This is a genomic window from Pseudomonas sp. GW821-FHT03E01 (assembly GCF_059420765.1).
In genome coordinates this window covers 313,167-336,844 of sequence record NZ_JBWKUI010000002.1, presented here as the reverse complement: position 1 = coordinate 336,844, position 23,678 = coordinate 313,167, and the positions used below count along the sequence as shown (strand labels likewise).

Annotated in this window: 22 protein-coding genes and 1 pseudogene; 17 read left to right on the top strand and 6 right to left on the bottom strand. The window is 60.9% G+C overall.

Annotated elements, in window-relative coordinates:
• Nucleotides 1–39: 39 nt before the first annotated feature.
• Nucleotides 40–1,842: an acyl-CoA dehydrogenase gene (locus AC07VO_RS04520; protein WP_086944108.1), complete on the top strand. Its 1,803-nt coding sequence runs from the start codon at nt 40–42 to the stop codon at nt 1,840–1,842.
• 99 nt (nt 1,843–1,941) lie between these two features.
• Here AC07VO_RS04520 and AC07VO_RS04515 read toward each other — a convergent pair whose 3' ends face one another.
• The 3 genes from AC07VO_RS04515 to AC07VO_RS04505 all read right to left on the bottom strand — a co-directional run bounded on the left by AC07VO_RS04515 (nt 1,942) and on the right by AC07VO_RS04505 (nt 4,509).
• The gene (locus tag AC07VO_RS04515; protein ID WP_086944109.1) at nt 1,942–3,879 is read right to left on the bottom strand and encodes a methyl-accepting chemotaxis protein; all 1,938 of its coding nucleotides are present in this window, start codon (nt 3,877–3,879) and stop codon (nt 1,942–1,944) included.
• Between the two features lie 100 nt (nt 3,880–3,979).
• A complete protein-coding gene (locus AC07VO_RS04510; protein ID WP_007936757.1) occupies nt 3,980–4,282 on the bottom strand; it encodes a cell division protein ZapA in 303 nt (100 codons plus the stop codon).
• Complete coding sequence (locus AC07VO_RS04505) at nt 4,279–4,509, bottom strand: hypothetical protein (protein ID WP_018928577.1); 231 nt, start codon at nt 4,507–4,509, stop codon at nt 4,279–4,281. Before AC07VO_RS04505 ends, AC07VO_RS04510 begins: the two co-directional genes overlap by 4 nt.
• A gap of 208 nt (nt 4,510–4,717) precedes the next feature.
• Here AC07VO_RS04505 and AC07VO_RS04500 point away from each other — a divergent pair.
• From AC07VO_RS04500 to selO, 5 genes and pseudogenes are all read left to right on the top strand, one after another.
• Nucleotides 4,718–5,554: pseudogene (locus AC07VO_RS04500) on the top strand (MCP four helix bundle domain-containing protein); the annotation flags it as partial.
• Complete coding sequence (locus tag AC07VO_RS04495; protein WP_370695248.1) at nt 5,537–6,409, top strand: methyl-accepting chemotaxis protein; 873 nt, start codon at nt 5,537–5,539, stop codon at nt 6,407–6,409. The pseudogene AC07VO_RS04500 and the gene AC07VO_RS04495, both read left to right, overlap by 18 nt.
• A gap of 258 nt (nt 6,410–6,667) precedes the next feature.
• Nucleotides 6,668–8,410 (top strand): potassium/proton antiporter, encoded by a 1,743-nt coding sequence (locus AC07VO_RS04490; RefSeq protein ID WP_018928579.1) that lies wholly within the window; start codon nt 6,668–6,670, stop codon nt 8,408–8,410.
• Nucleotides 8,411–8,444: 34 nt separating this feature from the next.
• Nucleotides 8,445–11,795, top strand: a complete 3,351-nt coding sequence (mscK, locus tag AC07VO_RS04485; protein ID WP_086944111.1) for a mechanosensitive channel MscK — start codon at nt 8,445–8,447, stop codon at nt 11,793–11,795.
• Between the two features lie 48 nt (nt 11,796–11,843).
• Entirely contained in the window at nt 11,844–13,307 is a 1,464-nt protein-coding gene (gene selO / locus AC07VO_RS04480) for a protein adenylyltransferase SelO (RefSeq protein WP_086944112.1), read from the top strand.
• Nucleotides 13,308–13,313: 6 nt separating this feature from the next.
• On the opposite strand, the gene AC07VO_RS04475 is transcribed toward selO, so the two are convergent.
• Together AC07VO_RS04475 and AC07VO_RS04470 are read right to left on the bottom strand one after the other, a co-directional pair.
• Nucleotides 13,314–13,715 carry a helix-turn-helix domain-containing protein gene (locus tag AC07VO_RS04475; RefSeq protein WP_018928582.1) on the bottom strand — a complete coding sequence of 134 codons (402 nt, stop codon included), beginning with the start codon at nt 13,713–13,715 and terminating at the stop codon, nt 13,314–13,316.
• Nucleotides 13,712–14,008: a type II toxin-antitoxin system HigB family toxin gene (locus AC07VO_RS04470; RefSeq protein WP_086944113.1), complete on the bottom strand. Its 297-nt coding sequence runs from the start codon at nt 14,006–14,008 to the stop codon at nt 13,712–13,714. The genes AC07VO_RS04475 and AC07VO_RS04470 overlap by 4 nt, the downstream gene beginning before the upstream one ends.
• A 195-nt stretch (nt 14,009–14,203) precedes the next feature.
• Here AC07VO_RS04470 and trxC point away from each other — a divergent pair, with 195 nt between their 5' ends.
• Complete coding sequence (trxC, locus tag AC07VO_RS04465; RefSeq protein ID WP_064615951.1) at nt 14,204–14,638, top strand: thioredoxin TrxC; 435 nt, start codon at nt 14,204–14,206, stop codon at nt 14,636–14,638.
• Nucleotides 14,639–14,645: 7 nt separating this feature from the next.
• Here the strand turns inward: trxC and AC07VO_RS04460 are convergent, their stop codons facing one another.
• A complete protein-coding gene (locus AC07VO_RS04460) occupies nt 14,646–15,416 on the bottom strand; it encodes a ParA family protein (RefSeq protein ID WP_018928585.1) in 771 nt (256 codons plus the stop codon).
• A 356-nt stretch (nt 15,417–15,772) separates the two neighbouring features.
• On the opposite strand from AC07VO_RS04460, the gene AC07VO_RS04455 reads away from it, so the two are divergent.
• From AC07VO_RS04455 to AC07VO_RS04410, 10 genes are read left to right on the top strand one after another with little or no spacing between them, the layout of a single operon-like run.
• A complete protein-coding gene (locus tag AC07VO_RS04455) occupies nt 15,773–16,498 on the top strand; it encodes a beta-ketoacyl synthase chain length factor (protein WP_064615949.1) in 726 nt (241 codons plus the stop codon).
• On the top strand, nt 16,474–17,286 hold the full coding sequence (locus tag AC07VO_RS04450; RefSeq protein ID WP_018928587.1) for a lysophospholipid acyltransferase family protein: 813 nt from the start codon (nt 16,474–16,476) through the stop codon (nt 17,284–17,286). The genes AC07VO_RS04455 and AC07VO_RS04450 overlap by 25 nt, the downstream gene beginning before the upstream one ends.
• Nucleotides 17,264–17,539, top strand: coding sequence for a phosphopantetheine-binding protein (locus tag AC07VO_RS04445; protein ID WP_018928588.1), 276 nt, complete (start codon nt 17,264–17,266; stop codon nt 17,537–17,539). Before AC07VO_RS04450 ends, AC07VO_RS04445 begins: the two co-directional genes overlap by 23 nt.
• A gap of 9 nt (nt 17,540–17,548) precedes the next feature.
• Entirely contained in the window at nt 17,549–17,803 is a 255-nt protein-coding gene (locus tag AC07VO_RS04440; RefSeq protein WP_007936741.1) for an acyl carrier protein, read from the top strand.
• Entirely contained in the window at nt 17,800–18,345 is a 546-nt protein-coding gene (locus AC07VO_RS04435; protein ID WP_018928589.1) for a COG4648 family protein, read from the top strand. The genes AC07VO_RS04440 and AC07VO_RS04435 overlap by 4 nt, the downstream gene beginning before the upstream one ends.
• Nucleotides 18,342–20,024 (top strand): acyl-CoA synthetase family protein, encoded by a 1,683-nt coding sequence (locus tag AC07VO_RS04430; protein ID WP_086944114.1) that lies wholly within the window; start codon nt 18,342–18,344, stop codon nt 20,022–20,024. Before AC07VO_RS04435 ends, AC07VO_RS04430 begins: the two co-directional genes overlap by 4 nt.
• On the top strand, nt 20,017–20,751 hold the full coding sequence (locus AC07VO_RS04425; RefSeq protein WP_018928591.1) for a glycosyltransferase family 2 protein: 735 nt from the start codon (nt 20,017–20,019) through the stop codon (nt 20,749–20,751). The genes AC07VO_RS04430 and AC07VO_RS04425 overlap by 8 nt, the downstream gene beginning before the upstream one ends.
• Nucleotides 20,748–21,695, top strand: a complete 948-nt coding sequence (locus tag AC07VO_RS04420) for a lysophospholipid acyltransferase family protein (RefSeq protein ID WP_018928592.1) — start codon at nt 20,748–20,750, stop codon at nt 21,693–21,695. The genes AC07VO_RS04425 and AC07VO_RS04420 overlap by 4 nt, the downstream gene beginning before the upstream one ends.
• Nucleotides 21,676–23,220 (top strand): HAL/PAL/TAL family ammonia-lyase, encoded by a 1,545-nt coding sequence (locus tag AC07VO_RS04415; RefSeq protein WP_086944115.1) that lies wholly within the window; start codon nt 21,676–21,678, stop codon nt 23,218–23,220. Before AC07VO_RS04420 ends, AC07VO_RS04415 begins: the two co-directional genes overlap by 20 nt.
• A complete protein-coding gene (locus AC07VO_RS04410) occupies nt 23,213–23,638 on the top strand; it encodes an acyl-CoA thioesterase (RefSeq protein WP_018928594.1) in 426 nt (141 codons plus the stop codon). Before AC07VO_RS04415 ends, AC07VO_RS04410 begins: the two co-directional genes overlap by 8 nt.
• Nucleotides 23,639–23,678 lie beyond the last annotated feature (40 nt).

The following is a 23,678-nucleotide window of genomic DNA, read 5'->3' as shown; positions in this document are numbered from 1 at the left end:
CGCCTAGACTCGGTCCATCCCAAATAAAGGTAGGCCGCCATGTCCGAGACGTTGCTCAGTTCCCGCAATCTGGCTTTCGAGCTGTATGAAGTCCTTGATGCCGAGGGCCTGACCCAACGTGAGCGTTTCGCCGAGCACAATCGCGAGACCTTCGATGCCGCCATCGGCACTGCCCGCAATATCGCCGAGAAGTTCTTCGCCCCGCACAACCGCAAGGGCGATGAGAACGAGCCGCGCTATGAGGACGGTCAGGCGATTCTGATTCCGGAAGTGAAACCGGCGGTGGATGCCTTCCTCGAAGCCGGTTTCCTCAACGCCGCGCGCAGTTTCGATGCCGGCGGCATGCAACTTCCTACGCTGCTGTCCCAGGCTTGCTTCGCGCACTTTCAATCGGCCAACGCGGCATCGACCTCCTACCCGTTCCTGACCATGGGCGCGGCCAACCTGATTGAAAGCTTCGGCACCGATGAGCAGAAGCAGCGTTTTTTGCAACCGATGATCGACGGTCGCTTCTTCGGCACCATGGCGCTGACCGAGCCCCACGCCGGCTCGTCACTGTCGGATATTCGTACCCGCGCCGAGCCGGCGTCCGACGGCACCTATCGACTCAAGGGCAACAAGATCTTCATCTCCGGCGGTGATCACCCGCTGTCGGAAAACATCGTGCACATGGTGTTGGCCAAGTTGCCGGACGCGCCGGCCGGGGTGAAGGGGATCTCGCTGTTTATCGTGCCCAAGTTTTTGGTCAACGATGACGGCAGTCTCGGCAAGCGCAACGATGTGCTGCTGGCCGGGCTGTTTCACAAGATGGGCTGGCGCGGCACCACCTCCACCGCATTGAACTTCGGCGATAACGGCGAGTGTGTCGGTTATCTGGTGGGCAAGCCACACCATGGCTTGAGCTACATGTTCCAGATGATGAACGAGGCGCGGATCGGCGTCGGCATGGGCGCGGTGATGCTGGGTTACGCCGGGTATCTGTATTCCCTGGAATACGCCCGCGAGCGTCCGCAAGGTCGGGTGCCGGACAGCAAGGATCCGACCACCGCACCGGTGGCAATCATTCAACACGCCGACGTCAAACGCATGTTGCTGACCCAGAAAGCCTACGTCGAAGGCGCGTTCGACCTCGGGTTGTACGCTGCGCGGCTGTTCGACGACACCACGACGCTTGAAGGCGAAGCCGAGCGCAAACAGGCCCACGAGCTATTGGATCTGCTGACGCCGATCGTCAAATCCTGGCCGTCGGAGTTTTGCCTGAAGGCCAACGAACTGGCGATCCAGATTCTCGGCGGTCACGGCTACACCCGCGAGTATCCGGTGGAGCAGTATTACCGCGACAACCGCCTGAACCCGATCCATGAAGGCACCCACGGCATTCAGTCGCTGGACTTGCTGGGGCGCAAACTGGCGCAAAACGGTGGCGCGGGGCTCAAGCAACTGATCCGCCTGATCGCCGACACCGCTGAGCGGGCGCAGGCGCATGAGTCGCTGACTCCATTGCGTGAACCGCTGGAAAAACTGGTGGCTCGCCTGCAAACCGTGACCATCGGCCTGCTGACTGATCTGGCCCAGGGCAAGGTCAACAGCAGCCTGGCGAACTCGGCGCTGTACCTGAAAGTGTTCGGTCATACGGTGATCGGCTGGCGCTGGCTGGAACAGGCGATTCGTGCCGAGGAAGGGTTCGCCAAGGGTAATGCGGTGGATGTGAGCTTCTATAAAGGCAAGCTACAGGCGGCGCGGTATTTCCTGACGTGGGAAGTGCCGGGTTGCCACCATGAACTGGCGATTCTTGAGGCGCGGGATGATGTGTGTCTGAGCATGCAGGATGAGTGGTTCTGACCCGCTGACACCGATCGTTCCCACGCTCTGCGTCACGGCCGCGGAAGGGACGCGGAGCGTCCCGGGCTGCATTCCCACGCAGAGCGTGGGAATGATCAGTTAGCTCAACTTGAACCCACCCATCTGCCGCGCCAAATCATCGGCCAGACGCTGCAACGTCTGACAGTCTTCACGACAAGCCCTGACCTCCCCCGCCGTGGCCCGTGCCAAATCGGAAATCCCCTGCACGTTGCGGTTGATCTCTTCCGTCACCGCCGATTGCTCTTCAGTCGCTGTGGCCACCTGATGGTTCATGTCGCTGATGTGCTCGACCTGCCCGGTAATCGCCGTCAACGACGCCCCGGTGCGCTGGCTTGACTCAACCCCCGTGCCGGTCGCCGCTTGCCCGGCGTGCATTGAAGACACTGCATGCTCCGCACCCTGCTTGAGGCTGCCGATCATCTGCTGGATCTCGTCGGTGGACGACTGAGTCCGTCGCGCCAGGGTCCGCACTTCATCGGCCACCACCGCAAAGCCGCGGCCCATGTCCCCGGCCCGCGCCGCTTCGATGGCGGCGTTGAGCGCCAGCAGATTGGTCTGCTCGGAAATCCCGCGAATCACCGCCAACACTTGATCGATCGACGCCACCTGCTGGGCCAACTCACCCACCGCTCCGGCGGCGACGCCAATTTCGTCAGACATGCTTTCTATATGCCGAATCGACCCACCCACCACTTCCCGCGCCTGCAGCGCTTCATCCCGCGCGGTTTGCGAAGCGACCGCCGCATTGCCAGCGTTCTGGGCGATTTCCTGCACGGTCAGGCCCATCTCATGAACGGCGGTGGCAACCATGTCGGTCATTTCCTGCTGACGTCCGGAACGCTCGGCGGTGTTGTCCACCACCCGCGCCACCTGACCGACTGCCGTGCGCAAATGTTCACTGGTGGTCAGCACTTCGCCGATCATCTCGCGCTGACTTTCCAGGAACCGATTGAAGCCGCGAGCCAGGTCACCCAGCTCATCGGCGCGGCTGGAATCTAACCGGTGGGTCAAATCTCCACCACCGCTACCGATGGCAACCAACGCCGCTGTTACCTGACGAATCGGTCGCACCAATCCACGAGCCAGCAACACCACCAATAAAAGACAAACCAACGCCACCGCCAGACCAATGCCGCCGCTCATCCACATAGCCCGGCGAGCCTCGGCGTAGATCTGCGACTGCGGCACTTCGGCCACCAGGGTCCAGCCCAAATCGCGCAGCGGCAGGCTCAACGCCAGAAACTCTTCACCATCGCGGGCAAAACTGCTGCTGCCAGACGCGGTGGAGGTCATCACCGCTTGCGCCGCCGAGGCGCCGATCTGTTCGACCAGCGTACGTTTGCCGCTGAACTGCGCCTCGGGATGAACCTGGATCAAACCGTCGGAGCGCACGAGATAGACCTTGCCGCGCTCCCCAAAGTTGAAGTTGTGGATCAGCTCCGAAAGCTCTTTCATGCTCAGCCCCAGCCCGGCCACGCCCACGACTTTGCCGGCCTGCTCGACCTTGAGGTCGATGAACAGCGCCAACTCGCCGGTGGCAGTGTCATTGTCGATATTGAGGGTGCGCGGTTGATTACTGTCGAGGAACGAATAGAACCAGGCGTCATTGGGATTGGAGCGGCTGAGCGTACGGTCCAGGCCCTTTTCGGTGAAGTAATGGTTTGAAGCGGTGCCGATGATCAACGCGGTAAAGGCTTTGTGCTCGGTCCGGATGCCTTCCAGGTAACTGACGAAGGCCGCGGTCTGGGCAGTGTTTTCGCCTCCGGCCAACCAGTCGCGCACCATGCTGTTACTGGCGATGTCCTTGGCGGCGGTGAGGGGTTGGACGAGGATGCGTTCAATGTCGTTGCGCATTGCTTCGATGCTCGACGGCAACGCCTGCTCGACCAGATAGCGCTGGGCGAGGCGGTTGACCACGAGGGTATAAATGCCAACCACGATCAGAATACTGACCAGCAGGGCAGTGCCCATGCTCAGGATCAACTGCCATTGAATACTGCGTCGCCAGAACTGCATGGAGCACCCCCAAAGAATAAAGGGCTGAAACACTGCAACAGCCATGCCGATTGTATACAACCAAATCGACAATTTATTCTTTGGTTGTGCGCAAAGCCGCTCAGGCCTGGTTGATCGTCTTGGCGATCACTTCAACCGTGGCGCTGACTTGCTCTTGGTAACGGTCGAGTTCCTGCTGGTGACGCTTTTGCATTTCGATCTGCTGCGAGCACAGATTCATCGCCGCCAGCACCAGCAAGCGGTCACCGATCAGTGCCGGGTATTTCTTTTTGGTCTCGGCCAGAGCGGCCTTCAACATTAAGGCGGCGTCCAGCAGGGTCTGCTCTTCCCCGGCCGGCGCCTTGATTGAATAGTCTTCACCCAGAATCGAGACGACTTTTACCCCTGCGGCGCCGTAACTCATGCGCTGACAGGGCCGGCGCTGACGCGCTCAACCAAGGCCTGAATGCGTGCAACGGTGGCGCCTTGTTTCTCTTCCTGTTCCATCAGGCTCAGTTGCAAGCTTTCGTTTTCATCCTTGACCTGGGCCAGCTCCGCACTCAGGGATTGATTGGTGCCGAGCAGCGCCTGGTTCTGTTGCACCAGGTCGCTGACCAGTTGTTCCAATTGGCTTAGGGTTGCTTCTAACATTTTGATTTCCGGGCATTTTCAAAGGGCGCGTACGATAAAGAAAAGTCACTGTGGAAGCCAGGGGTATGCAGGCGCAAGGCCTTGATTTTCCTGGCGGTCGACCTTCCTCGCGAACTTTAAAGACTGTGATTGGCGGTTCTGGTTCCTGCACTTCGTCGTCGCGGCCCTTCTGCGACAAATACGCGCAGCGACTCAAGACTTTAGTCGCATGACCGATAAGTCATCCATACAACAGTCTCAGCCTCGCACGGAGGCGCTTTTTTCGGTGAACACCATGTCCCTAAGAAATATGAATATCGCACCGCGGGCGTTCCTCGGTTTCACCCTGATTGGCGCCATGATGCTGATCCTGGGTGTGTTCGCCCTGAACCAGATGAGCAAGATTCGCAGCGCCGCCGAAGAGATCACCTCGAACAGTGTACCGAGCATCAAAAGCCTCGACGAACTCACTCAGATAACCCTGCGCCTGCGTGTGCTGTCTTATCGCCTGTTGGTGAATCGTGAGCCGGACGTCCAGCAGAAAACCATCGAGCTGCTGGAAACCCGTAAACAGCAGATCCGAGCGGCGCAGACGAGCTACGAAAAGTTGATCGCCAGCCCGCAGGAACGTGCAGCCTATGATCAGTATGTGCAACTGCTGGGTCAGTACCGCCAGATCGAAGACCGGATGAAGAGCCTGTCGCGCAACAATCAGGTCGACGAACTGCGCACGCTGCTCAACACCGATTTACTGAACAACGTTGAAGCCACCAACGCAGCGCTCAACCGTTTGCTGGAGATCAACACTCAGCAGACCATCGACACCAACCAGCAAGCCGCCGACCAGTACTCCTCGGCGTTCAACCTGGTGGTGACCCTGCTGGTCATCGCCACTGGCCTGACCCTGCTGTTCGCCTGGCTGCTGACCAACAGCATCACCAAACCGATCGCCAACGCCCTGAGCGCCGCCGAAGAAATCGCCGAAGGCAACCTGACACGCCCGATCACGGTTGACGGTGCAGACGAAGCCGGTCGTCTATTGGCCGCCATGGAGAAGATGCAGGACAAGCTGCGCGACACCCTGCAACGGATTTCCGGTTCGGCCACGCAACTGGCATCCGCTGCGGAAGAACTGAACAGTGTCACCGACGAAAGCGCCCGCGGCCTGACCCAGCAGAACAACGAAATCGAACAGGCCGCCACCGCCGTCAACGAAATGACCAGCGCCGTGGAAGAAGTCGCGCGCAATGCCGTGAGCACTTCCGAAGCCTCGAAAAACGCCACCACCTCGGCGGGAGACGGTCGTGACCTGGTACAGGAGACCGTCAGCGCCATCGAACGCATGAGCGCCGATGTGCAGAGCACCGCCACCCTGATCGGCGATCTGGCCAACGAGTCGCGAGACATCGGCAAAGTGCTGGACGTGATTCGCGGCCTGGCCGACCAGACCAACCTGCTGGCGTTGAACGCCGCCATCGAAGCGGCCCGTGCCGGTGAAGCCGGTCGTGGTTTTGCGGTGGTTGCCGACGAAGTACGTGCCCTGGCCCACCGCACCCAGCAGTCGACCAGCGAAATCGAACGCATGATCGGCAGCATCCAGAGCGGTACCGAACACGCCGTGGACTCGATGCGCAACAGCACCGAGCGCGCCGAGTCGACCTTGAACATCGCGCGCGGTGCCGGCCTGTCGCTGGACACCATCAACAGCGCCATCGTCGAAATCAACGAGCGCAACCTGGTGATCGCCAGCGCGGCCGAAGAGCAGGCGCAAGTGGCCCGTGAAGTGGACCGCAATCTGGTGAACATTCGTGACCTGTCGGTGCAATCGGCCACCGGTGCCAACCAGACGAGTGCGGCCAGCAACGAACTGTCGCGCCTGGCGCTGGACCTGAACAACATGGTTGGGCGGTTTAGCCTGTAACGGCTCCCCTCTGTGGCGAGGGGGCTTGCCCCCGTTCGGCTGCGAAGCAGTCGCAATTGACCCACGCGTTGAACCTGGCGCACCGCAGCGCCGGCTTTGGGGTCGCTGCGCGAACCAACGGGGGCAAGCCCCCTCGCCACAGGGGATGATCGCCGTCAAAAGCTTTTTGACAGCATCACATTTCAACAGGTTAGAATCGCTGGCACGCGGACTGCATGGTCAGTTTGCGCCCGCCTTTACGCTTCCGGAGTACTGCCCTTGAATGCGACGACCATCAACAGCCTGTTCTTGATCGGCGCGTTGCTGGTAGGTGCGAGCATTCTGGTGAGCTCACTTTCATCGCGCCTCGGGATCCCGATTCTGGTGATCATCCTCGCGGTGGGCATGTCGGCCGGTGTCGACGGCGCCGGCATTATTTTCGATAACTACCCCACGGCTTATCTGGTCGGTAACCTCGCCCTGGCAGTGATCCTGCTCGACGGCGGCTTGCGCACCCGGGTGGCGAGTTTTCGCGTGGCGTTATGGCCGGCGCTGTCGCTGGCCACGGTCGGGGTGTTGATCACCACCGGGCTGACCGGGATGGCGGCGGCGTGGTTGTTCGACCTGAACCTGATTCAGGGCCTGCTGATCGGCGCCATCGTCGGTTCCACCGATGCCGCGGCCGTATTCTCGCTGCTCGGCGGCAAAGGCCTGAACGAACGGGTGACCGCGAGCCTGGAGATCGAATCCGGCAGCAACGACCCGATGGCAGTATTTCTCACCGTCACCCTGATCGACATGCTCGCCAGCGGCCAGACCGGCCTGCACTGGAGCCTGCTCGGGCACTTGCTGCGTGAGTTCGGTATTGGCGGCGTCATCGGCCTCGGCGGTGGCTGGCTGATGTTGCAACTGGTCAACCGCATCCACCTGGCCACCGGCCTTTATCCAATTCTGGTGATTGCCGGCGGCCTGGTGGTGTTCGCCCTGACCAACGCCCTGCACGGCAGCGGCTTTTTGGCGGTGTACCTGTGCGGCCTGGTGATCGGCAACCGCCCGGTACGCAGCCGTCACGGCATTTTGCATATGCTCGACGGCATGGCCTGGCTGGCCCAGATCGGCATGTTCCTGGTGCTGGGGCTGCTGGTCACGCCCCATGACCTGCTGCCGATCGCTTTGCCGGCGCTGGGCCTGGCGCTGTGGATGATTCTGTTTGCCCGTCCGCTGTCGGTGCTGGCTGGCCTGCTGCCTTTCAAGGCGTTCCATGGACGCGAGAAGGCATTCATTTCCTGGGTTGGCCTGCGCGGCGCCGTACCGATCATTCTGGCGGTGTTCCCGCTGATGGCGGGGCTGCCCAATGCTCAACTGTATTTCAATCTGGCGTTCTTTATCGTGCTGGTGTCGCTGTTGGTGCAGGGCACAAGCCTGCCGTGGGTCGCCAAGCTTTTGAAAGTGACCGTCCCCCCAGAGCCCCTGCCGATCTCCCGATCGGCGCTGGAAGTGCATGTCACCAGCGAGTGGGAACTGTTCGTGTATCGCCTCGGTGCCGAGAAATGGTGCATCGGTTCACCCCTTCGCGAACTGAAAATGCCCGAAGGCACACGTATCGCAGCCCTGTTTCGTGGCCAGCAACTGCTCCATCCGTCGGGTAGTACGGTGCTCGAAGTCGATGATTTGCTCTGCGTGATCGGCCATGAACACAACCTTCCGGCCCTCGGAAAACTCTTCAGCCAGGCACCGCAACGGGGGCTGGATTTGCGCTTCTTCGGCGACTTCGTACTCGAAGGAGACGCCCAGCTGGGCGCGGTTGCTGCCCTGTACGGATTGAAAGTCGAGGGCATCGATCCGAACATGTCCCTGGGCCACTTCATTGCCCAGAAAGTGGGCGGCGCTCCAGTCGTCGGTGACCAGGTGGAGTGGAACAACACCCTCTGGACCGTCGCGGTCATGGAAGGGAACAAGATTGGGAAAGTGGGCGTCAGATTCCCCGAAGGAAGTCGCCCCGGCCCCGGCCTGTTCCTCTAAACTCCACACTTCGTCTCGTTTTCGATCGGTCTCTATGTCAACTCTGCGTACCTTTTTCATCATGGCCCTGCTGGGCTTGAGTCTTTCCATCAACACGCTGCAAGCCGCCGAGCCGCCGTCCAGCGAAGCCGTGCAAGCGAGCCTGGACAAGATCGCCGACCGCAAACTGCCGGAGGCCGATCAAAAAGCCCTGCAAGCGGTCCTGCAGAGCACGCTCACCCAGCTCAACAACCGGCGTGATTACGACCAGAAACTGATCGATCTCAAGCAGCAGTTGACCAACGCTCCCAGGCAGAACATCGAGAACCAGCGCGAGCTGACCCGCCTCAAGGCCACCAAAGTGGTGCCGGTGGGGCAACGCTATACCAAAGAGACGATCCAGCAGCTTGAGCAACTGCTGACCGAACGCTCCACTCAACAAAGCGACCTGCAGAAAGCCCTGGCCGAAGCGAACAGCCTGATCATTACCGCCCAGACCCGCCCCGAGCGCGCCCAGGCCGAGATCTCTGCCAGCCAGACGCGCATCCAGCAGATCAACAACATCCTCAAACTTGGCAAGGACAGCGGCAAGACCCTGACCGCCGAGCAACGCGATCAGCTCAACGCCGAACTCGCGGCACTGAACGCCTTGATTCCGTTGCGTCGCCAGGAACTGGCCGGCAACAGCCTGTTGCAGGACCTGGGCAACAGCCAGCACGACTTGCTGTCAGAAAAGTCCGATCGCCTGGATCAGGAGATCCAGGACCTGCAAACCCTGATCAACCAGAAACGCCTGGCCCAGTCACAAGAGACCGTGACCCAGCAGTCCATCGAGGCGCAGAAGGCCGGCGGCAGTAGCCTGCTGGCCACCGAAAGCGCGGCCAACCTGAAGCTCTCCGACTACCTGCTCAAAAGCACCGACCGCCTCAACGAAGTCACTCAACAGAACCTGCAGACCAAGCAGCAACTGGACAGCGTGACCCAGAGCGACTCGGCGCTGGACGAACAGATCAACGTGCTCAAGGGCAGCCTGCTGCTCTCCAAGATTCTCTACAAACAGAAACAGGCCCTGCCGCGCCTAAGGCTCGACCGCGACCTGGCCGACCAGATTGCCGACATTCGCCTGTATCAGTTCGAAGTCAGCCAGCAACGGGAACTGCTCAGCAACCCGATCACCTACGTCGATAACCTGCTGGCGACTCAACCACCCGAGCAAGTCACCCCGCAACTGCGCAAGAGCCTGCTGGACCTGGCCAACACCCGCGCGGACCTGTTGGAGCGCTTGAATCGCGAACTGAGCGCGGTGCTCAACGAATCCATCACGCTGCAACTCAATCAGAAACAACTGCTCAGCACCGCGCAAAGTCTGCGGGCTACGCTGGACGAGCAGATGTTCTGGATTCCCAGCAACAAACCGCTGGATCTTGAGTGGATACACAGCGTGCCGGAACGCCTGCAACGCCAGGTCACTACCCTGCCGTGGGCTTCGAGCCTGAGCGAATTGACCGATGGCCTGACGCAACGACCGCTGCTGTTCCTGCCACTGGCCCTGTTGATCGGCGCGCTGCTGTGGCGCCGCAAAAATCTCTATTCCCGCCTGAACAAAGTTCACCAGGACATCGGCCATTTCAAACGCGACAGCCAGTGGCACACCCCGCAAGCGATTCTGATCAACATCCTGCTGGCGATGCCGGTTTCCCTGGGCCTGGCCTTGTGCGGCCTGGCCTTGCAGATCGACGCCCGCGGCCAGAACGCCAACATGGGCGCAGCGCTGTTGCAGATGGCCCAGGCCTGGCTGGTGTTCTACACCGCCTACCGCATCCTCGCGCCGGGTGGCGTGGCCGAACTGCATTTCCGTTGGGAAAAGCCCCAGGTCGAATTCCTTCAAGGCTGGATTCGCCGGCTCGGGCTGGTGGTGATGGCCCTGGTGACTGTAGTGGCGGTCGCCGAGCTGCAACCGGCGGCGCTGGCCGATGACGTGCTTGGCATGCCGGTGGTGCTGACCTGCTACGCCTTGATGACCTGGCTGCTCAGCCGCTTGCTGGTCAGCAGCCCAAACCATGAAAACGCCTCGCTGTTCCGCAAGGCCGTGGGAATCATGTTCACCGTCCTGCCGATCGCGTTGTTCGTCGCCGTGTGCTTCGGCTACTACTACACCGCGCTGAAACTCAGCGACCGGTTGATCAACACCCTGTACCTGCTGATGTTCTGGCTGGTGATCGAAGCCACCTTCGTGCGCGGCCTCAGCGTTGCGGCACGGCGCCTGGCCTATCAGCGCGCCCTGGCCAAACGCCAGGCTGCGAAAGAGGCTGGCGACGGCGAAGCCGTGATCGAAGAGCCGACCCTGGACATCGAGAAGGTCAACGAGCAGTCGCTGCGACTGATCCGCCTGGCCCTGCTCGGCGGTTTCATCGCGGCGCTGTACTGGGTCTGGTCGGACCTGATCTCGGTGTTCTCGTACCTGGACAACATCACCCTCTACGAATACACCAGCGGCACCGGCGCCAACATGAGCATGGTGCCGATCAGCATCGGCGACATGCTTGGCGCGCTGATCATCATCGGCATCACCTTCGCGCTGGCGCGCAACTTGCCGGGTCTGCTGGAAGTGTTTGTGCTGTCCAAGCTCAACCTGGCCCAGGGCAGTTCCTACGCCACGACCACGTTGCTGTCCTATGTGATCGCCGGTGTCGGTTTCGTCTCGACCCTGTCCACGCTCGGCGTGAGCTGGGACAAGTTGCAATGGCTGGTGGCAGCGCTGTCGGTGGGTCTCGGTTTCGGGATGCAGGAAATCTTCGCCAACTTCATCTCCGGCATCATGATCCTGTTCGAACGCCCGGTGCGGATCGGCGACACCATCACCATCGGCAACCTGTCGGGCACGGTGAGCAAGATCCGCATCCGTGCCACGACCATCACCGACTTCGATCGCAAGGACATCATCGTCCCGAACAAGACGTTCATCACCGGGCAACTGATCAACTGGTCGCTGACCGACACCATCACCCGGGTGACCCTCAAGCTCGGCGTCGACTACGGCTCGGATCTGGACCTGGTGAAAGAACTGTTGCTCAAGGCCGCACGCGATAACCCGCGTGTGCTGAAGGACCCGGAACCCCACGTGTACTTCCTGAACTTCGGCGAAAGCACCCTCGACCACGAGCTGCGCATGCATGTGCGCGACCTCGGTGACCGTAACCCGGTGCTCGATGAGGTCAACCGCTTCATCAACCGCGAGTTCAAGAAGCAGCACATCAACATCTCGTTCCGGCAGATGGAGGTCTATCTCAAGAACCTTCAGGGCCAGGAATACAAAATGGTCCCGGTTGAGCCGGAAACCAAAACCATTGTTCCGGCACCCACCAGCAAACCGCGGCAAGAGCCACCGCCTGTCGAACTCGACTAAGCGCGCTATCCCTAGCAAAATGCTCGGACATTCTGCTGGAGATGGCCGTTGAAAGCCCTCGACGAACTGACCTTCGACAATCGCTTCGCCCGCCTGGGCGATGCGTTCTCAACCCACGTACTGCCTGAGCCCATTGCGGCTCCGCGACTGGTGGTCGCCAGCCCCGCCGCCATGGCGCTGCTGGACCTGGACCCGGCCGAGGCCGAAACGCCAGTGTTCGCCGAGCTGTTCGGCGGCCACAAGCTGTGGGCCGAAGCCGAGCCGCGGGCGATGGTCTATTCCGGGCATCAATTCGGCTCCTATAACCCGCAGTTGGGTGACGGTCGCGGCCTGTTGCTGGGCGAGGTCTATAACGAAGCCGGCGAGCATTGGGACCTGCACCTCAAGGGTGCCGGTCAGACGCCTTACTCACGCATGGGCGATGGACGGGCAGTGCTGCGCTCCTCGATCCGCGAGTTCCTTGCCTCCGAAGCCCTGCATGCCTTGAACATTCCCACCACGCGCGCACTGTGCGTGATCGGCTCCGACACGCCGGTCTGGCGCGAGAAACAGGAGCGCGCGGCCATGGTCCTGCGCCTGTCGCCGAGCCATGTGCGTTTCGGGCACTTCGAATTTTTCTACTACACCAAGCGCCCCGAGCAGCAGAAAGAACTCGGTGAGCACGTGCTGGCCATGCACTTCCCGCACTGCCTGGAGCAGCCGGAGCCGTACCTGGCGATGTTCCGCGAAATTGTCGAGCGTAATGCCGAACTGATCGCCAAATGGCAGGCCTATGGGTTCTGCCACGGCGTGATGAACACCGACAACATGTCGATCCTCGGCATCACCTTCGACTTCGGCCCGTTCGCCTTCCTCGACGACTTCGACGCCCACTTCATCTGCAACCACTCCGATGACCAGGGCCGCTACTCCTTCAGCAACCAGGTACCGATTGGCCAGTGGAACCTCAGCGCCCTCGCCCAGGCCCTGACACCGTTCATCAGCGTCGAAGCCCTGCGCGAGACTCTCGGCCTGTACCTGCCACTGTTCCAGGCCCACTACCTGGACCTGATGCGTCGCCGCCTCGGCCTTACTACCGCCGAAGACGACGACCAGAAACTGCTGGAGCAGCTGCTGCAACTGATGCAGAACAGCGGCGTCGATTACAGCCTGTTCTTCCGCCGCCTCGGCGATGAGGCACCGGAGCTGGCCGTCGCCCGGTTGCGCGATGACTTTGTCGACATCAAGGGTTTCGATGCGTGGGGCGAGCTCTACGCCGCCCGGGTTGCCCGTGAAGGCATGATTGATGAGGAGCAGCGCCGCAAACGAATGCATGCGGTCAATCCGCTGTACATCCTGCGCAATTATCTGGCGCAAAAAGCCATCGATGCGGCGGAAAGCGGCGACTATTCAGAAGTTCGTCGCTTGCACGCGGTATTGAGCAATCCGTTCGAGGAGCAGCCTGGAATGGAGAGCTACGCCGAGCGGCCACCGGAATGGGGCAAGCATCTGGAGATCAGCTGTTCGTCGTGAGGCTTGTCAGATAAAGGTCTCTACGGACACACCAAAGCGCTCGGCCAACCAGCGAACCTGCCGCAGGTTGAGCTGGCGCTTGCCGCTTAAGATCTCCGAGACTACCGATTGCGTGCCCACACCGGGCAGCTCGCTCTGGCTCAGGCCGTGTTCGCGCATCATATAGCCAAGAACCTCTGCACCAGAGGCTTCGCGCATGGGGTGATGGTTGCGATCCCACTCCGCAATCCAGTCACCGATGATGTCCACCAAGCTCATCAACGGATGCGACTCATCATCGCCGGTCATCTCAAGCAATTCATCGAGTGCCCGCGCCAACATGTCATAGTCGTCTTCGTTTTTCGGTTTTCGAAGCAATGGCGAGACGAACTCCCAATGCTCAGCAGCTTTTTTGATTAGGACACTCATACCCTTCCCTCCTTCCATTTACCGCGGTCATATTCGCTATGATCCAGCACATGCTTGATATAAAGCTTTTGAGACCGATACCTGACAAAAGCGATAAGCCGCAATTTGTTGCCACCGATGTCGAACACATGAAACTCGCCGACTTTGTCGGTTGCGGGAAAAATAGACTTCATCGCCGCGAAGTCTCCCGGGCTACTCCCTTTGGCGAGTCGATACCACTGCTCCAATGCATTGGCTGCCCGCTGCCACTTTTCCTTGGCCTCACGAATTGGTTTTTCAGTAAACACATGCATGCAACATCCTTATCGCATTCTGCTATGGGGAGTTAAACACAGATCAAAAATATCGCAAGTTGCGATAGCTCTCGGCAGACCAACGGTCTCGCTCAGTACGATTCAGCCTAGTTTCATCGCCAGACGCTGCACGATTGAAAATATGAGCAAACGTCTCCACATAGGAGTGATCGGCTTCTTAACAGGACCTCCTTCATGACCGACCCACTCCTCATCCCCTGCCCCCACTGCAACGGCCTGAACCGCATCCCCGCCGAACGCCTCAACGATCATCCAAAGTGCGGCCGCTGCAAGGCCGAGGTCCTGCTGAGCAAGCCGTTCGAACTGAAGCAAGGCGATTACGCCAGTCAGATCAAGGGTGACCTGCCGTTGCTGGTGGATGTGTGGGCTGATTGGTGCGGGCCGTGCAAATCGTTTGCGCCGGTGTTCGAGCAAGCGGCGGGGCAATTGGCAGGCAAGTGTCGGTTGGCCAAGCTGGACAGCGAGGCGAATCAACAGTTGTCGGCGCAGCTGGGGATTCGCTCGATCCCGAGCCTGATTCTGTTCAAGAACGGCCGGGAAGTGGCTCGCCAAAGCGGGGCCTTCCCGTTACCGCAGTTGATGAGCTGGTTGCACAGTCAGGGGATCTGATTGCCTTTCAGGCATTTTCCAGCAGGTTGTGCAGTTCGACGAATTGCTGGGTCAGCTTGTGCCGCGGGTCGAGGTGGATCAGCGGCGTGTTGGCCTGATGGGATTCGCGCATGCGCACCGAACTTGCCAGGTACACCGGCAGTACCGGCAGCCCTTCGGCGATCAGTTCGTCGAGAATTTGCTGCGGCAGACTGGCGCGGGCCTGGAACTGGTTGACGACAATGCCTTCGACTTCCAGCCCTTCATTGTGGTCGTCCTTCAACTCTTCGATTTCCGCCAACAGACCATACAACGCCTGGCGCGAGAAGCTGTCGCAGTCAAAGGGAATCAGCACACGATCAGCGGCGATCAACGCCGAGACGGCATAGAAATTCAGCGCTGGCGGGGTGTCGAGGTAGATCCGGTCGTAATCCCCGTCCAGCTCCTCGAGCAATTTGCGCAGCTTGTTGATCTTGTGTTTGGCCTCAAGCTTGGGCTGCAAGTCTGCCAGCTCGGCGGTGGCAGTGATGACATGAAGGTTGTCGAACGGAGTTTCGTAGATGTCGACCTGACCTTTCTTCGAGAACGGCCCGGAGGACAGGGTCTGCTTGAAGAAGTCGGCGATACCCATTGGGATATCCTCACCGGTGAGCCCCGTCAGGTATTGAGTGGAGTTGGCCTGGGCATCGAGATCCACCAATAACGTGCGATAGCCTTCGCTGGCGCTGACCGCCGCCAGATTGCAGGCAATGCTTGATTTGCCCACGCCACCTTTCTGATTGAACACCACGCGCCGCATGTCTAAACCTCCGTGTATCAAAGAATGACCGAGTGTAGTAGTCCACATCGCTGCTTAGCTACCTCGCCAGCATCTAGACTACACAGTCATAGGCAAATCTCTGGCCGGAACAGCTGCCAACTCGTCCATTGATAGCCGACAGTGCCGACAGACATGTCCGCCGCATTGTGGATAATGGCCAAACGACAGCTTTTCGCGAACCAGACGGTACATTTCGTTGCGCAAAATGTAACCAGCATTTGCTACACGCCCGCAGCACCGGGATAATGCGCGCCACTCGGCGTTAAGCGCCACGTCAGGTCAGCCGCGGTTCTTGCGACTCACCGCGTTAAAGGAAGCCCGCAGGGGCGGGATGAATGTCTGTGATCAACTTCAACATCGCCCAATGGCGCGCTTGGGCCCCTGGGCTTGAAAGCGTGGATGATTGGCAGGCCTGGAGCCGACAACCGGTCGTGCTCGAGCCCAGCGATGCCGCCCCGGATGTGTCGTTTCTGCCGGCCATGCAGCGTCGGCGACTCAGCCGTCTGGCGCGGATGGCGTTCAGTGTCGGCTGGCCCTTGGCCGAAGGTCATCCGGATTTACCGTTGGTCTTTATTTCTCGCCACGGCGAAACCCCGCGCACCTTCGAAATTCTCAGCGATCTGGCGACCGACCAACCGTTGTCGCCCACCCAGTTCAGCCTGTCGGTGCACAACGCGGTCATCGGCCTGTGGTCGATCATGCGTGGCGAAACCAGCGAAATGACCGCCCTCGCCGCCGCCGGCGATGGCCTTGAACACGGCATGCTAGAGGCCGCGGCGCTGCTTGAGGAAGGCGCGCCCGCGGTACTGCTGATCGTCACTGAAGAGCAACCTCCCGCCGCCTACTCGGCCTGGATAGATGATGTGCCTTTCCCTTATGCGGTCGGCCTGTTGATCACCCCCGGTAATCAGTGGCAACTGTCGCTGAACAGCGACCCGCACACGTTGTCCAAAGCCCGCTGGCCCCATGCTCTGAATCTGTTGCGTACGCTGCTCGGCCAGCAAACAACCTGCCAACATGCCTGGAAAAATCGTGTATGGACCTGGCAACGCAACCCGTAACCGATAAAAACCGCGACGCCTACTACTGGCGCCTGCTGGCCACCGCCGCAAGCTTTACCCTGTTCGGGTTGAGCAGCCTGTGCCTGCGACTGGTGGTGTTCCCGCTGTTGAACTGCCTGCCAGGAGACGCTCAGGTCCATCGTCAGCGCGCGCGACATACGGTCAGCCGGTGTTTCTGGTTTTTCATTCGGTTCATGGCGCGCAGTGGCGTGCTGACCTATGACATTCAGGGGGCGGAAAAGCTCGGGCGCCCAGGCCAAATGATCGTCGCCAACCACCCCTCGCTGATCGATGTGGTGTTTTTGATCGGCCTGGTGCGCCACGCCAACTGCGTGGTCAAGAAAAGCCTCTGGGAAAACCCGTTCACTCGCGGTCCGCTACGCTGTACCGAATACATCAGCAACGATGGCAGCATGGACATGCTCGACGCCGCTGCCGACGCGCTGAAAAGCGGTCAGACCCTGATCATCTTTCCCGAGGGCACCCGGACCCGACCCGGCCAACCGCCGGCCTTTCATCGGGGGGGCGCGGCAATCGCGCTGCGCGGTGCGAGAATCCTCACCCCGGTGATTATCAAGGTCAACCCGACCACATTGACCAAGGCCGAACCCTGGTATCGGATCCCCAAACGCCGCGTGCACTTCAGTTTTCGCGTCGGGGCCGATATAGACCCACAGGCCTTCGCTACGCAAGGCCCTGCACCCCAGGCCTCGCGCAAGCTCAACGACTATTTGCACTCTTACTTTATCAAGGAGCTCGCCGAAGATGAGCGATCAGAACACCGTTAGCCTGATGCAGGAAATCAAAGAGCTGATCATCGAAGCCCTGGGCCTCGAAGACATCAGCGTCGACGACATCGGCGACAACCAGACGCTGTTCGGCGAAGGCCTGGGCCTGGACTCGGTAGACGCGCTGGAACTCGGCCTGGCGATCCAGAAAAAGTACGGCATCAAAATCGATGCCGACGCCAAGGACACCCGTAATCACTTCAGCAACGTGGCGAGCCTTGCGGCGTTCGTCACTGCAAAACAGGCAGCTTGAGACCGGACCATGCAAACTCGTGACGATATTTTCAACACCCTGCGCGATGCTCTGGTCGAACTCTTCGAGCTGGACCCCGAGCGCATCAGCCTGGAATCCAACCTGTACCAGGATCTGGAAATCGACAGCATCGATGCGGTCGACCTGATCGATCACATCAAACGCCAGACCGGCAAGAAAATCGCCGCCGAAGAATTCAAATCGGTGCGTACCGTCAGCGACGTGGTCGAGGCGGTTTACCGTCTGGTTCAGCCCGCCGCATGAGCCGACTGATTGGCCTTGGCCTGCTGCTCGCAGGCCTGCTGTACCCCTTTGCGGTGTATTTCGGCATGGAGCATTTTGCCCCGTGGCAGTTCGGTCTGCTGCTGGGCAGCCTGTGGCTGGCGCGAGCGCTGACCGGCGAACGGCGCCCCGGCAGCCTGTGGATGTCCACGGTCGCCATCGCGTTCTGCCTGCTGCTGGCAGCGTTCGACAGCCCGGTGCTGCTGCGCTGGTACCCGGTGCTGATCAGCGCGTTCATGCTGGTGCTGTTCGGTCTTAGCCTGAAATACGGCCCGCCGATGGTCGAACGCCTGGCCCGCCTGCGAGAACCGGATTTACCGCCCAGGGCCATTCGCTACACCCGCCAGGTGACCATTGCCTGGAGCGTGTTTTTTCTCTGCAACGGTTTGTGCGCCGCCGCCCTGACCCTTTGGGCGCCGCTGAGCTGGTGGATGTTGTACACCGGCCTGATCTCCTATGGATTGATCGGCCTGATGTTTGCCATTGAATGGCTGATACGACAACGGGTACGAGGCCACCCATGAATTGGATAAAACTTGAGCAACTGCTGCTCAAGGCTCAGCCGGAGCGTGCCGTGACGGCCGAGCCGGCGTTGAATCACGCGCAATTGTGCGACCGGGCCCTGAGCCTGGCTGCCGGCCTGCAAGCCCAGGGTGTGCAGCGCATCGCCGTGCACCTTGAAGACGCCGCCGACCTGGCCATTGCCCTGCTCGGCGCCTGGCGTGCCGGGATCAGCGTACTGCTGCCCGCCGACCTGCAAGCGCAGACGCGCCAGCGCTGGTCGACCGAGGTCGATCTGTGGCTGACCGATCAGACCGACGATGCGCACCTGAGCGATTATCGGCATCCGCCGCTACCAGCCCACCCGCTGGACCTGGATCGTTGTCAGCTGAGCCTGTGCACCTCAGGCTCCAGTGGCGAACCCAAGCGCATCGACAAAACCCTGCGCCAACTGGCCAATGAAGTCGAAGCGCTGGAGCACTTGTGGGGCGCAGATCTGGGCGAAGCCTGCATCATCGGCAGCGTCGCCACCCAGCACATCTACGGCTTGCTGTTTCGGGTGCTGTGGCCGCTGTGCGCCGGGCGTTCGTTCGTGCGCAAGCAACTGGCTTTCCCGGAAGACTTGCAACGCGCCAGCCGCGAACACCCGGCCTTCGCCTGGGTCGCCAGCCCGGCATTGCTCAAGCGCATGGGCGACAACCTCGACTGGCCAGCGCTGAGCGCAGTGCGCCGAGTGTTCTCCTCCGGTGGCGCGTTACCCGCCGAAGCCTCGCAAAGCCTGTACGAACGCCTGCAACAATGGCCGACCGAGATCCTCGGCAGCTCGGAAACCGGCGGCATCGCCTGGCGTCAAGGCCAGGATCTCTGGCAGCCCTTCAACGGTGTGGAGCTGAGCCAGGACAGCGATGGCGCCCTGCTTATCGCATCGCCATACCTGCCGGCAGGTCATATCGAACACACCGCCGATGCCGCGCGCATCGCAGCCGACGGCCGTTTCGAGCTGTTGGGGCGGCTGGACCGGATCGTCAAACTGGAAGAAAAACGTATCTCGCTACCCATGCTCGAACACGCGCTGATGGCGCACGCCTGGGTCGCCGAAGCGCGCCTGGGAGTGGTTCAGGAAAACCGCGCCTCATTGGGGGCGTTGCTGGTGCTCAGCGAGCGAGGTATGCACGCGTTGCGCAATCAGGGACGACGCAGCCTCACGCAAGCGTTGCGTCAGCATCTGAGCCAGCACTGTGAAACGCTGGCCCTGCCACGACGCTGGCGCCTGTTGCGGCAGTTGCCGCTGAACGCGCAGGGCAAACTGCCCCAGGCTGAGGTTGAAGCCTTGCTGCTGGCGCCCCGCCCAAAGGCGCCGCAAGTGCTGGAGCAGGTCGAAGCCGATGGTGAGTGGAGCCTGCAACTGGCCGTCCCGCCGGACCTGGCGTATTTCAGCGGACACTTTCCCCGGGCCCCGGTATTGCCCGGCGTGGTGCAAGTGGAGTGGGCAATGAGCCTGGGCCAACAATTGATGGACCTGCCGGCAAAGTTCGCCGGCATGGAAGTGCTGAAATTCCAGCAACTGGTGCGCCCTGGCGATGAAATCCAGTTGCACCTGCGCTTCGACCCGGTGCGCGGCAAATTGTATTTCGCCTATCGCAACGAAACCGCCACCTGCTCCAGCGGGCGGATTTTGCTGGAGGCTGCCAGCGATGCATAACCCCTGCGCCATAATCCCGGTCTACAACCACGAAACCGCCATCACTGCCGTGGTCGATGCGCTGCTTGCCTGTGACCTGCCATGCATTCTGGTGGACGATGCCAGTAGCCCCGCCTGCGCCAAGGTACTCGACCAACTGGCGCAGCGCGACAGGGTTTATCTGATCCGGCTCACCATCAATCAGGGCAAGGGCGGCGCAGTGATGACCGGTCTGCGGGAGGCTTCGCGCCTGGGCTTCAGCCATGCCTTGCAGGTGGACGCCGACGGCCAGCACGACCTGCAAGACGTCAAAGTCTTCATCGAATACTCACGCAACCATCCCGAGGCGGTGATCTGCGGCTATCCGCAATACGACGCCAGCGTGCCGAAAGGTCGTTTGTACGCGCGCTACCTGACTCACGTCATGGTCTGGATCAACACCCTGTCACTGCAGATTCGCGACTCGATGTGCGGCTTCCGTGTCTATCCGTTACCGCCAACCCTGGCACTGATCGACTCGGCCAGGATCGGCAAGCGCATGGACTTCGACTCCGACATCCTGGTGCGCCTGGCCTGGCGCAATCTGCCGATGCAGTGGCTGAAAACCAGGGTCCATTACCCTCTGGATGGCGTTTCACATTTCCGTCTGTTCTACGACAACGTACTGATTACGAGCATGCACACCCGGCTGTTCTTCGGCATGTTGCTGCGAGCACCGGTGATCCTCTGGCGACGGTGGCGGGCATGAACGGCAACGCAGACAAACAGCACTGGGCCGACCGCCAGGAGCGTGGCAGTTTCTGGCTGATGAAGTTCACCGCATTCTGCGCAAAGGTCCTGGGCCGACGCCTGCTGAGCCCGCTGCTCTACGGCATCGTGCTGTACTTTTTCCTGTTCGGACGCAGCGCCCGCCAAAGCGCCTGGCAATACCAGCAGCGGCTCGCCGACTGGAGCGGGCGCAGCGAATTGCGTCCGACTCATTGGCGGGTGTTCGGCCAGTTCATGGCCTTCGCCGATTCCATGCTCGACAAACTCGACGTGTGGAACGGCAAGCTGAGCATCGAGCAGATCGAAATCATCGACCCGGCGCTGCTGCGCAATAAACTGCGCGGCACACGCGGGCAGATGCTGGTGGGCGCGCACCTGGGCAATCTCGAGGTTTGCCGGGCACTGGCCGAGATCGGCGAGAAAGTCACCATGAACGTGCTGGTGCACACCAAGCACGCCGAGCAGTTCAACCGCCTGCTGGGCGAAGCCGGGGCAACCAATCTGCGGCTGATCCAGGTCAGCGAGCTCGACCCGGTGATCATGTTGCAACTGCATGAGCGCCTGGAGCGCGGCGAGTGGCTGGCAATTGCCGGCGACCGCGTGCCGCTGCATGGCGGGCGCAGCGTGACGGTGGATTTTCTCGGTCACCAGGCAGCGTTCCCGCAAGGCCCGTGGCTGCTGGCCGGTTTGCTGAAATGCCCGGTCAATCTGCTGCTGTGCCTGAAGAAACCCACGGGCGACTATCGACTGACCCTCGAACCGTTCACCGAGGCGGTGGTGTGGAAACGCAGCGAACGCGAACAGGTCATTCATCAGTGGGCTTCGCGCTATGCCGAACGCCTGGGTCACTATTGCCTCGAAGCGCCCCAACAATGGTTCAACTTTTACCCTTTCTGGAAGACCGATGACGACGCCAACGCTTGAGCCGGTAACCTTCGGCGAACTCCCTTTGTGCATCGAAGACGTGCTGGCCCTGGCCAACCGTCAGGTGCCGACGCAGTTGCAGGGCAACCCCGAGTTTCGCCAGCGCATTGCCAAGGGTCCGCAGTTCCTTGACTCCCTGCTGGACAAGGAAGGCGTGATCTATGGCGTGACCACCGGTTATGGCGATTCCTGTGTGGTGGCGGTGCCGCTGCACCACGTCGAAGCCCTGCCTCGTCATCTGTACACATTCCACGGCTGCGGCATGGGCAAACTGCTCGATGCCCAGGCCACCCGTGCGGTGCTGGCGGCACGTTTACAGTCGCTGTGCCAGGGCGTGTCCGGGGTACGCGTGGAGTTGCTGGAGCGCCTGCAAGCGTTCCTCGAACACGACATCCTGCCGCTGATTCCGGAAGAAGGTTCCGTGGGCGCCAGCGGTGATCTGACGCCGCTGTCCTACGTCGCCGCGACCTTGTCCGGTGAGCGCGAAGTGATGTTCCGCGGCGAACGCCGGCAAGCGGCTGATGTGCACAAGGAACTGGGTTGGCAACCGCTGGTATTGCGCCCCAAGGAAGCCCTGGCGCTGATGAACGGCACCGCCGTGATGACCGGCCTTGCGTGCCTGGCTTACGCCCGTGCCGATTACCTGCTGCAACTGGCCACGCGCATCACCGCGCTGAACGTGGTCGCTTTGCAGGGCAACCCGGAGCACTTCGACGAGCGCCTGTTCGCCGCCAAACCCCATCCAGGGCAGATGCAAGTTGCCGCGTGGCTGCGCAAGGATCTGGCGATCGACGCGCCGACCGCGCCGCTGCATCGCCTGCAAGACCGTTACTCCCTGCGTTGCGCACCACACGTGATCGGTGTGCTGGCCGACAGTCTGAACTGGCTGCGCTCGTTCATCGAGATCGAACTCAACAGCGCCAACGACAACCCGATCATCGACGCCGAAGCCGAACGCGTGCTGCACGGCGGGCACTTCTATGGCGGCCACATTGCGTTCGCCATGGACAGCCTGAAAAACCTGGTGGCCAACGTCGCCGACTTGCTCGACCGTCAACTCGCGCTGCTGGTGGACGAACGCTACAACCATGGCTTGCCGAGCAACCTGTCCGGCGCCACCGCCGACCGTGCGATGCTCAATCACGGCTTCAAGGCCGTGCAGATCGGCACCAGCGCCTGGACCGCCGAAGCCCTGAAAAACACCATGCCGGCCAGCGTCTTCTCGCGCTCCACCGAGTGCCACAACCAGGACAAAGTCAGCATGGGCACCATCGCTGCCCGCGACGCCATCCGCGTGCTGGAGCTGACCGAACAGGTTGCCGCCGCCACGCTGCTGGCCGCCAATCAAGGCGTGTGGCTGCGCGGCCAGGCTGAAGACGCGCGTCCACTGCCACCGGCCCTGGCCGCGATGCACGAGGAATTGGCCAAGGACTTCCCGCCGGTCATCGAAGACCGTGCCCTGGAAGGCGAATTGCGCCTGTGCCTGCAACGCATCGCCGAGCAACACTGGAGGCTGCATGCGTAGCAAGGGAGTGCTTCACACCGATACGGAAATCCTCGTCCCGTTCTTTGACGTCGACACCATGAACGTGGTCTGGCACGGCCATTACGTCAAATACCTGGAAGTCGCCCGCTGTGCGCTGCTGGACAGGATCGGCCACAACTACGACGCCATGGTTGCGTCGGGTTACGCCTGGCCGGTGATCGACTTACAGTTGCGCTATGTACGCGGCGCCGTGTTCGGCCAGAAGCTGAATGTGCGCGCCAGCCTGGTGGAATGGGAGAACCGACTGAAGATCAATTACCTGATCAGCGATCTCGCAACCGGCGAACGTCTGACCCGCGCTGTTTCAGTGCAGGTTGCCGTCGACATGAGCAGCCGCGAAATGCAGTTGGCTTCGCCCAAGGTGTTTACCGACGCGGTTGAAAGGGTGCTGCCATGAATTTGCGATTCCTTTGTAGCAGCTGGCGAAGCCTGCGTTC

Excerpts from the sequence above, each read along its gene's own strand:
- AC07VO_RS04520 (WP_086944108.1), top strand. The coding sequence starts at position 40 with ATGTCCGAGACGTTGCTCAGTTCCCGCAATCTGGCTTTCGAGCTGTAT.
- AC07VO_RS04515 (WP_086944109.1), bottom strand. The coding sequence starts at position 3,879 with ATGCAGTTCTGGCGACGCAGTATTCAATGGCAGTTGATCCTGAGCATG.
- AC07VO_RS04510 (WP_007936757.1), bottom strand. The coding sequence starts at position 4,282 with ATGAGTTACGGCGCCGCAGGGGTAAAAGTCGTCTCGATTCTGGGTGAA.
- AC07VO_RS04505 (WP_018928577.1), bottom strand. The coding sequence starts at position 4,509 with ATGTTAGAAGCAACCCTAAGCCAATTGGAACAACTGGTCAGCGACCTG.
- AC07VO_RS04495 (WP_370695248.1), top strand. The coding sequence starts at position 5,537 with ATGGAGAAGATGCAGGACAAGCTGCGCGACACCCTGCAACGGATTTCC.
- mscK (WP_086944111.1), top strand. The coding sequence starts at position 8,445 with ATGTCAACTCTGCGTACCTTTTTCATCATGGCCCTGCTGGGCTTGAGT.
- AC07VO_RS04475 (WP_018928582.1), bottom strand. The coding sequence starts at position 13,715 with ATGAGTGTCCTAATCAAAAAAGCTGCTGAGCATTGGGAGTTCGTCTCG.
- AC07VO_RS04470 (WP_086944113.1), bottom strand. The coding sequence starts at position 14,008 with ATGCATGTGTTTACTGAAAAACCAATTCGTGAGGCCAAGGAAAAGTGG.
- trxC (WP_064615951.1), top strand. The coding sequence starts at position 14,204 with ATGACCGACCCACTCCTCATCCCCTGCCCCCACTGCAACGGCCTGAAC.
- AC07VO_RS04460 (WP_018928585.1), bottom strand. The coding sequence starts at position 15,416 with ATGCGGCGCGTGGTGTTCAATCAGAAAGGTGGCGTGGGCAAATCAAGC.
- AC07VO_RS04455 (WP_064615949.1), top strand. The coding sequence starts at position 15,773 with ATGTCTGTGATCAACTTCAACATCGCCCAATGGCGCGCTTGGGCCCCT.
- AC07VO_RS04450 (WP_018928587.1), top strand. The coding sequence starts at position 16,474 with ATGGACCTGGCAACGCAACCCGTAACCGATAAAAACCGCGACGCCTAC.
- AC07VO_RS04445 (WP_018928588.1), top strand. The coding sequence starts at position 17,264 with ATGAGCGATCAGAACACCGTTAGCCTGATGCAGGAAATCAAAGAGCTG.
- AC07VO_RS04440 (WP_007936741.1), top strand. The coding sequence starts at position 17,549 with ATGCAAACTCGTGACGATATTTTCAACACCCTGCGCGATGCTCTGGTC.
- AC07VO_RS04435 (WP_018928589.1), top strand. The coding sequence starts at position 17,800 with ATGAGCCGACTGATTGGCCTTGGCCTGCTGCTCGCAGGCCTGCTGTAC.
- AC07VO_RS04430 (WP_086944114.1), top strand. The coding sequence starts at position 18,342 with ATGAATTGGATAAAACTTGAGCAACTGCTGCTCAAGGCTCAGCCGGAG.
- AC07VO_RS04425 (WP_018928591.1), top strand. The coding sequence starts at position 20,017 with ATGCATAACCCCTGCGCCATAATCCCGGTCTACAACCACGAAACCGCC.
- AC07VO_RS04420 (WP_018928592.1), top strand. The coding sequence starts at position 20,748 with ATGAACGGCAACGCAGACAAACAGCACTGGGCCGACCGCCAGGAGCGT.
- AC07VO_RS04415 (WP_086944115.1), top strand. The coding sequence starts at position 21,676 with ATGACGACGCCAACGCTTGAGCCGGTAACCTTCGGCGAACTCCCTTTG.
- AC07VO_RS04410 (WP_018928594.1), top strand. The coding sequence starts at position 23,213 with ATGCGTAGCAAGGGAGTGCTTCACACCGATACGGAAATCCTCGTCCCG.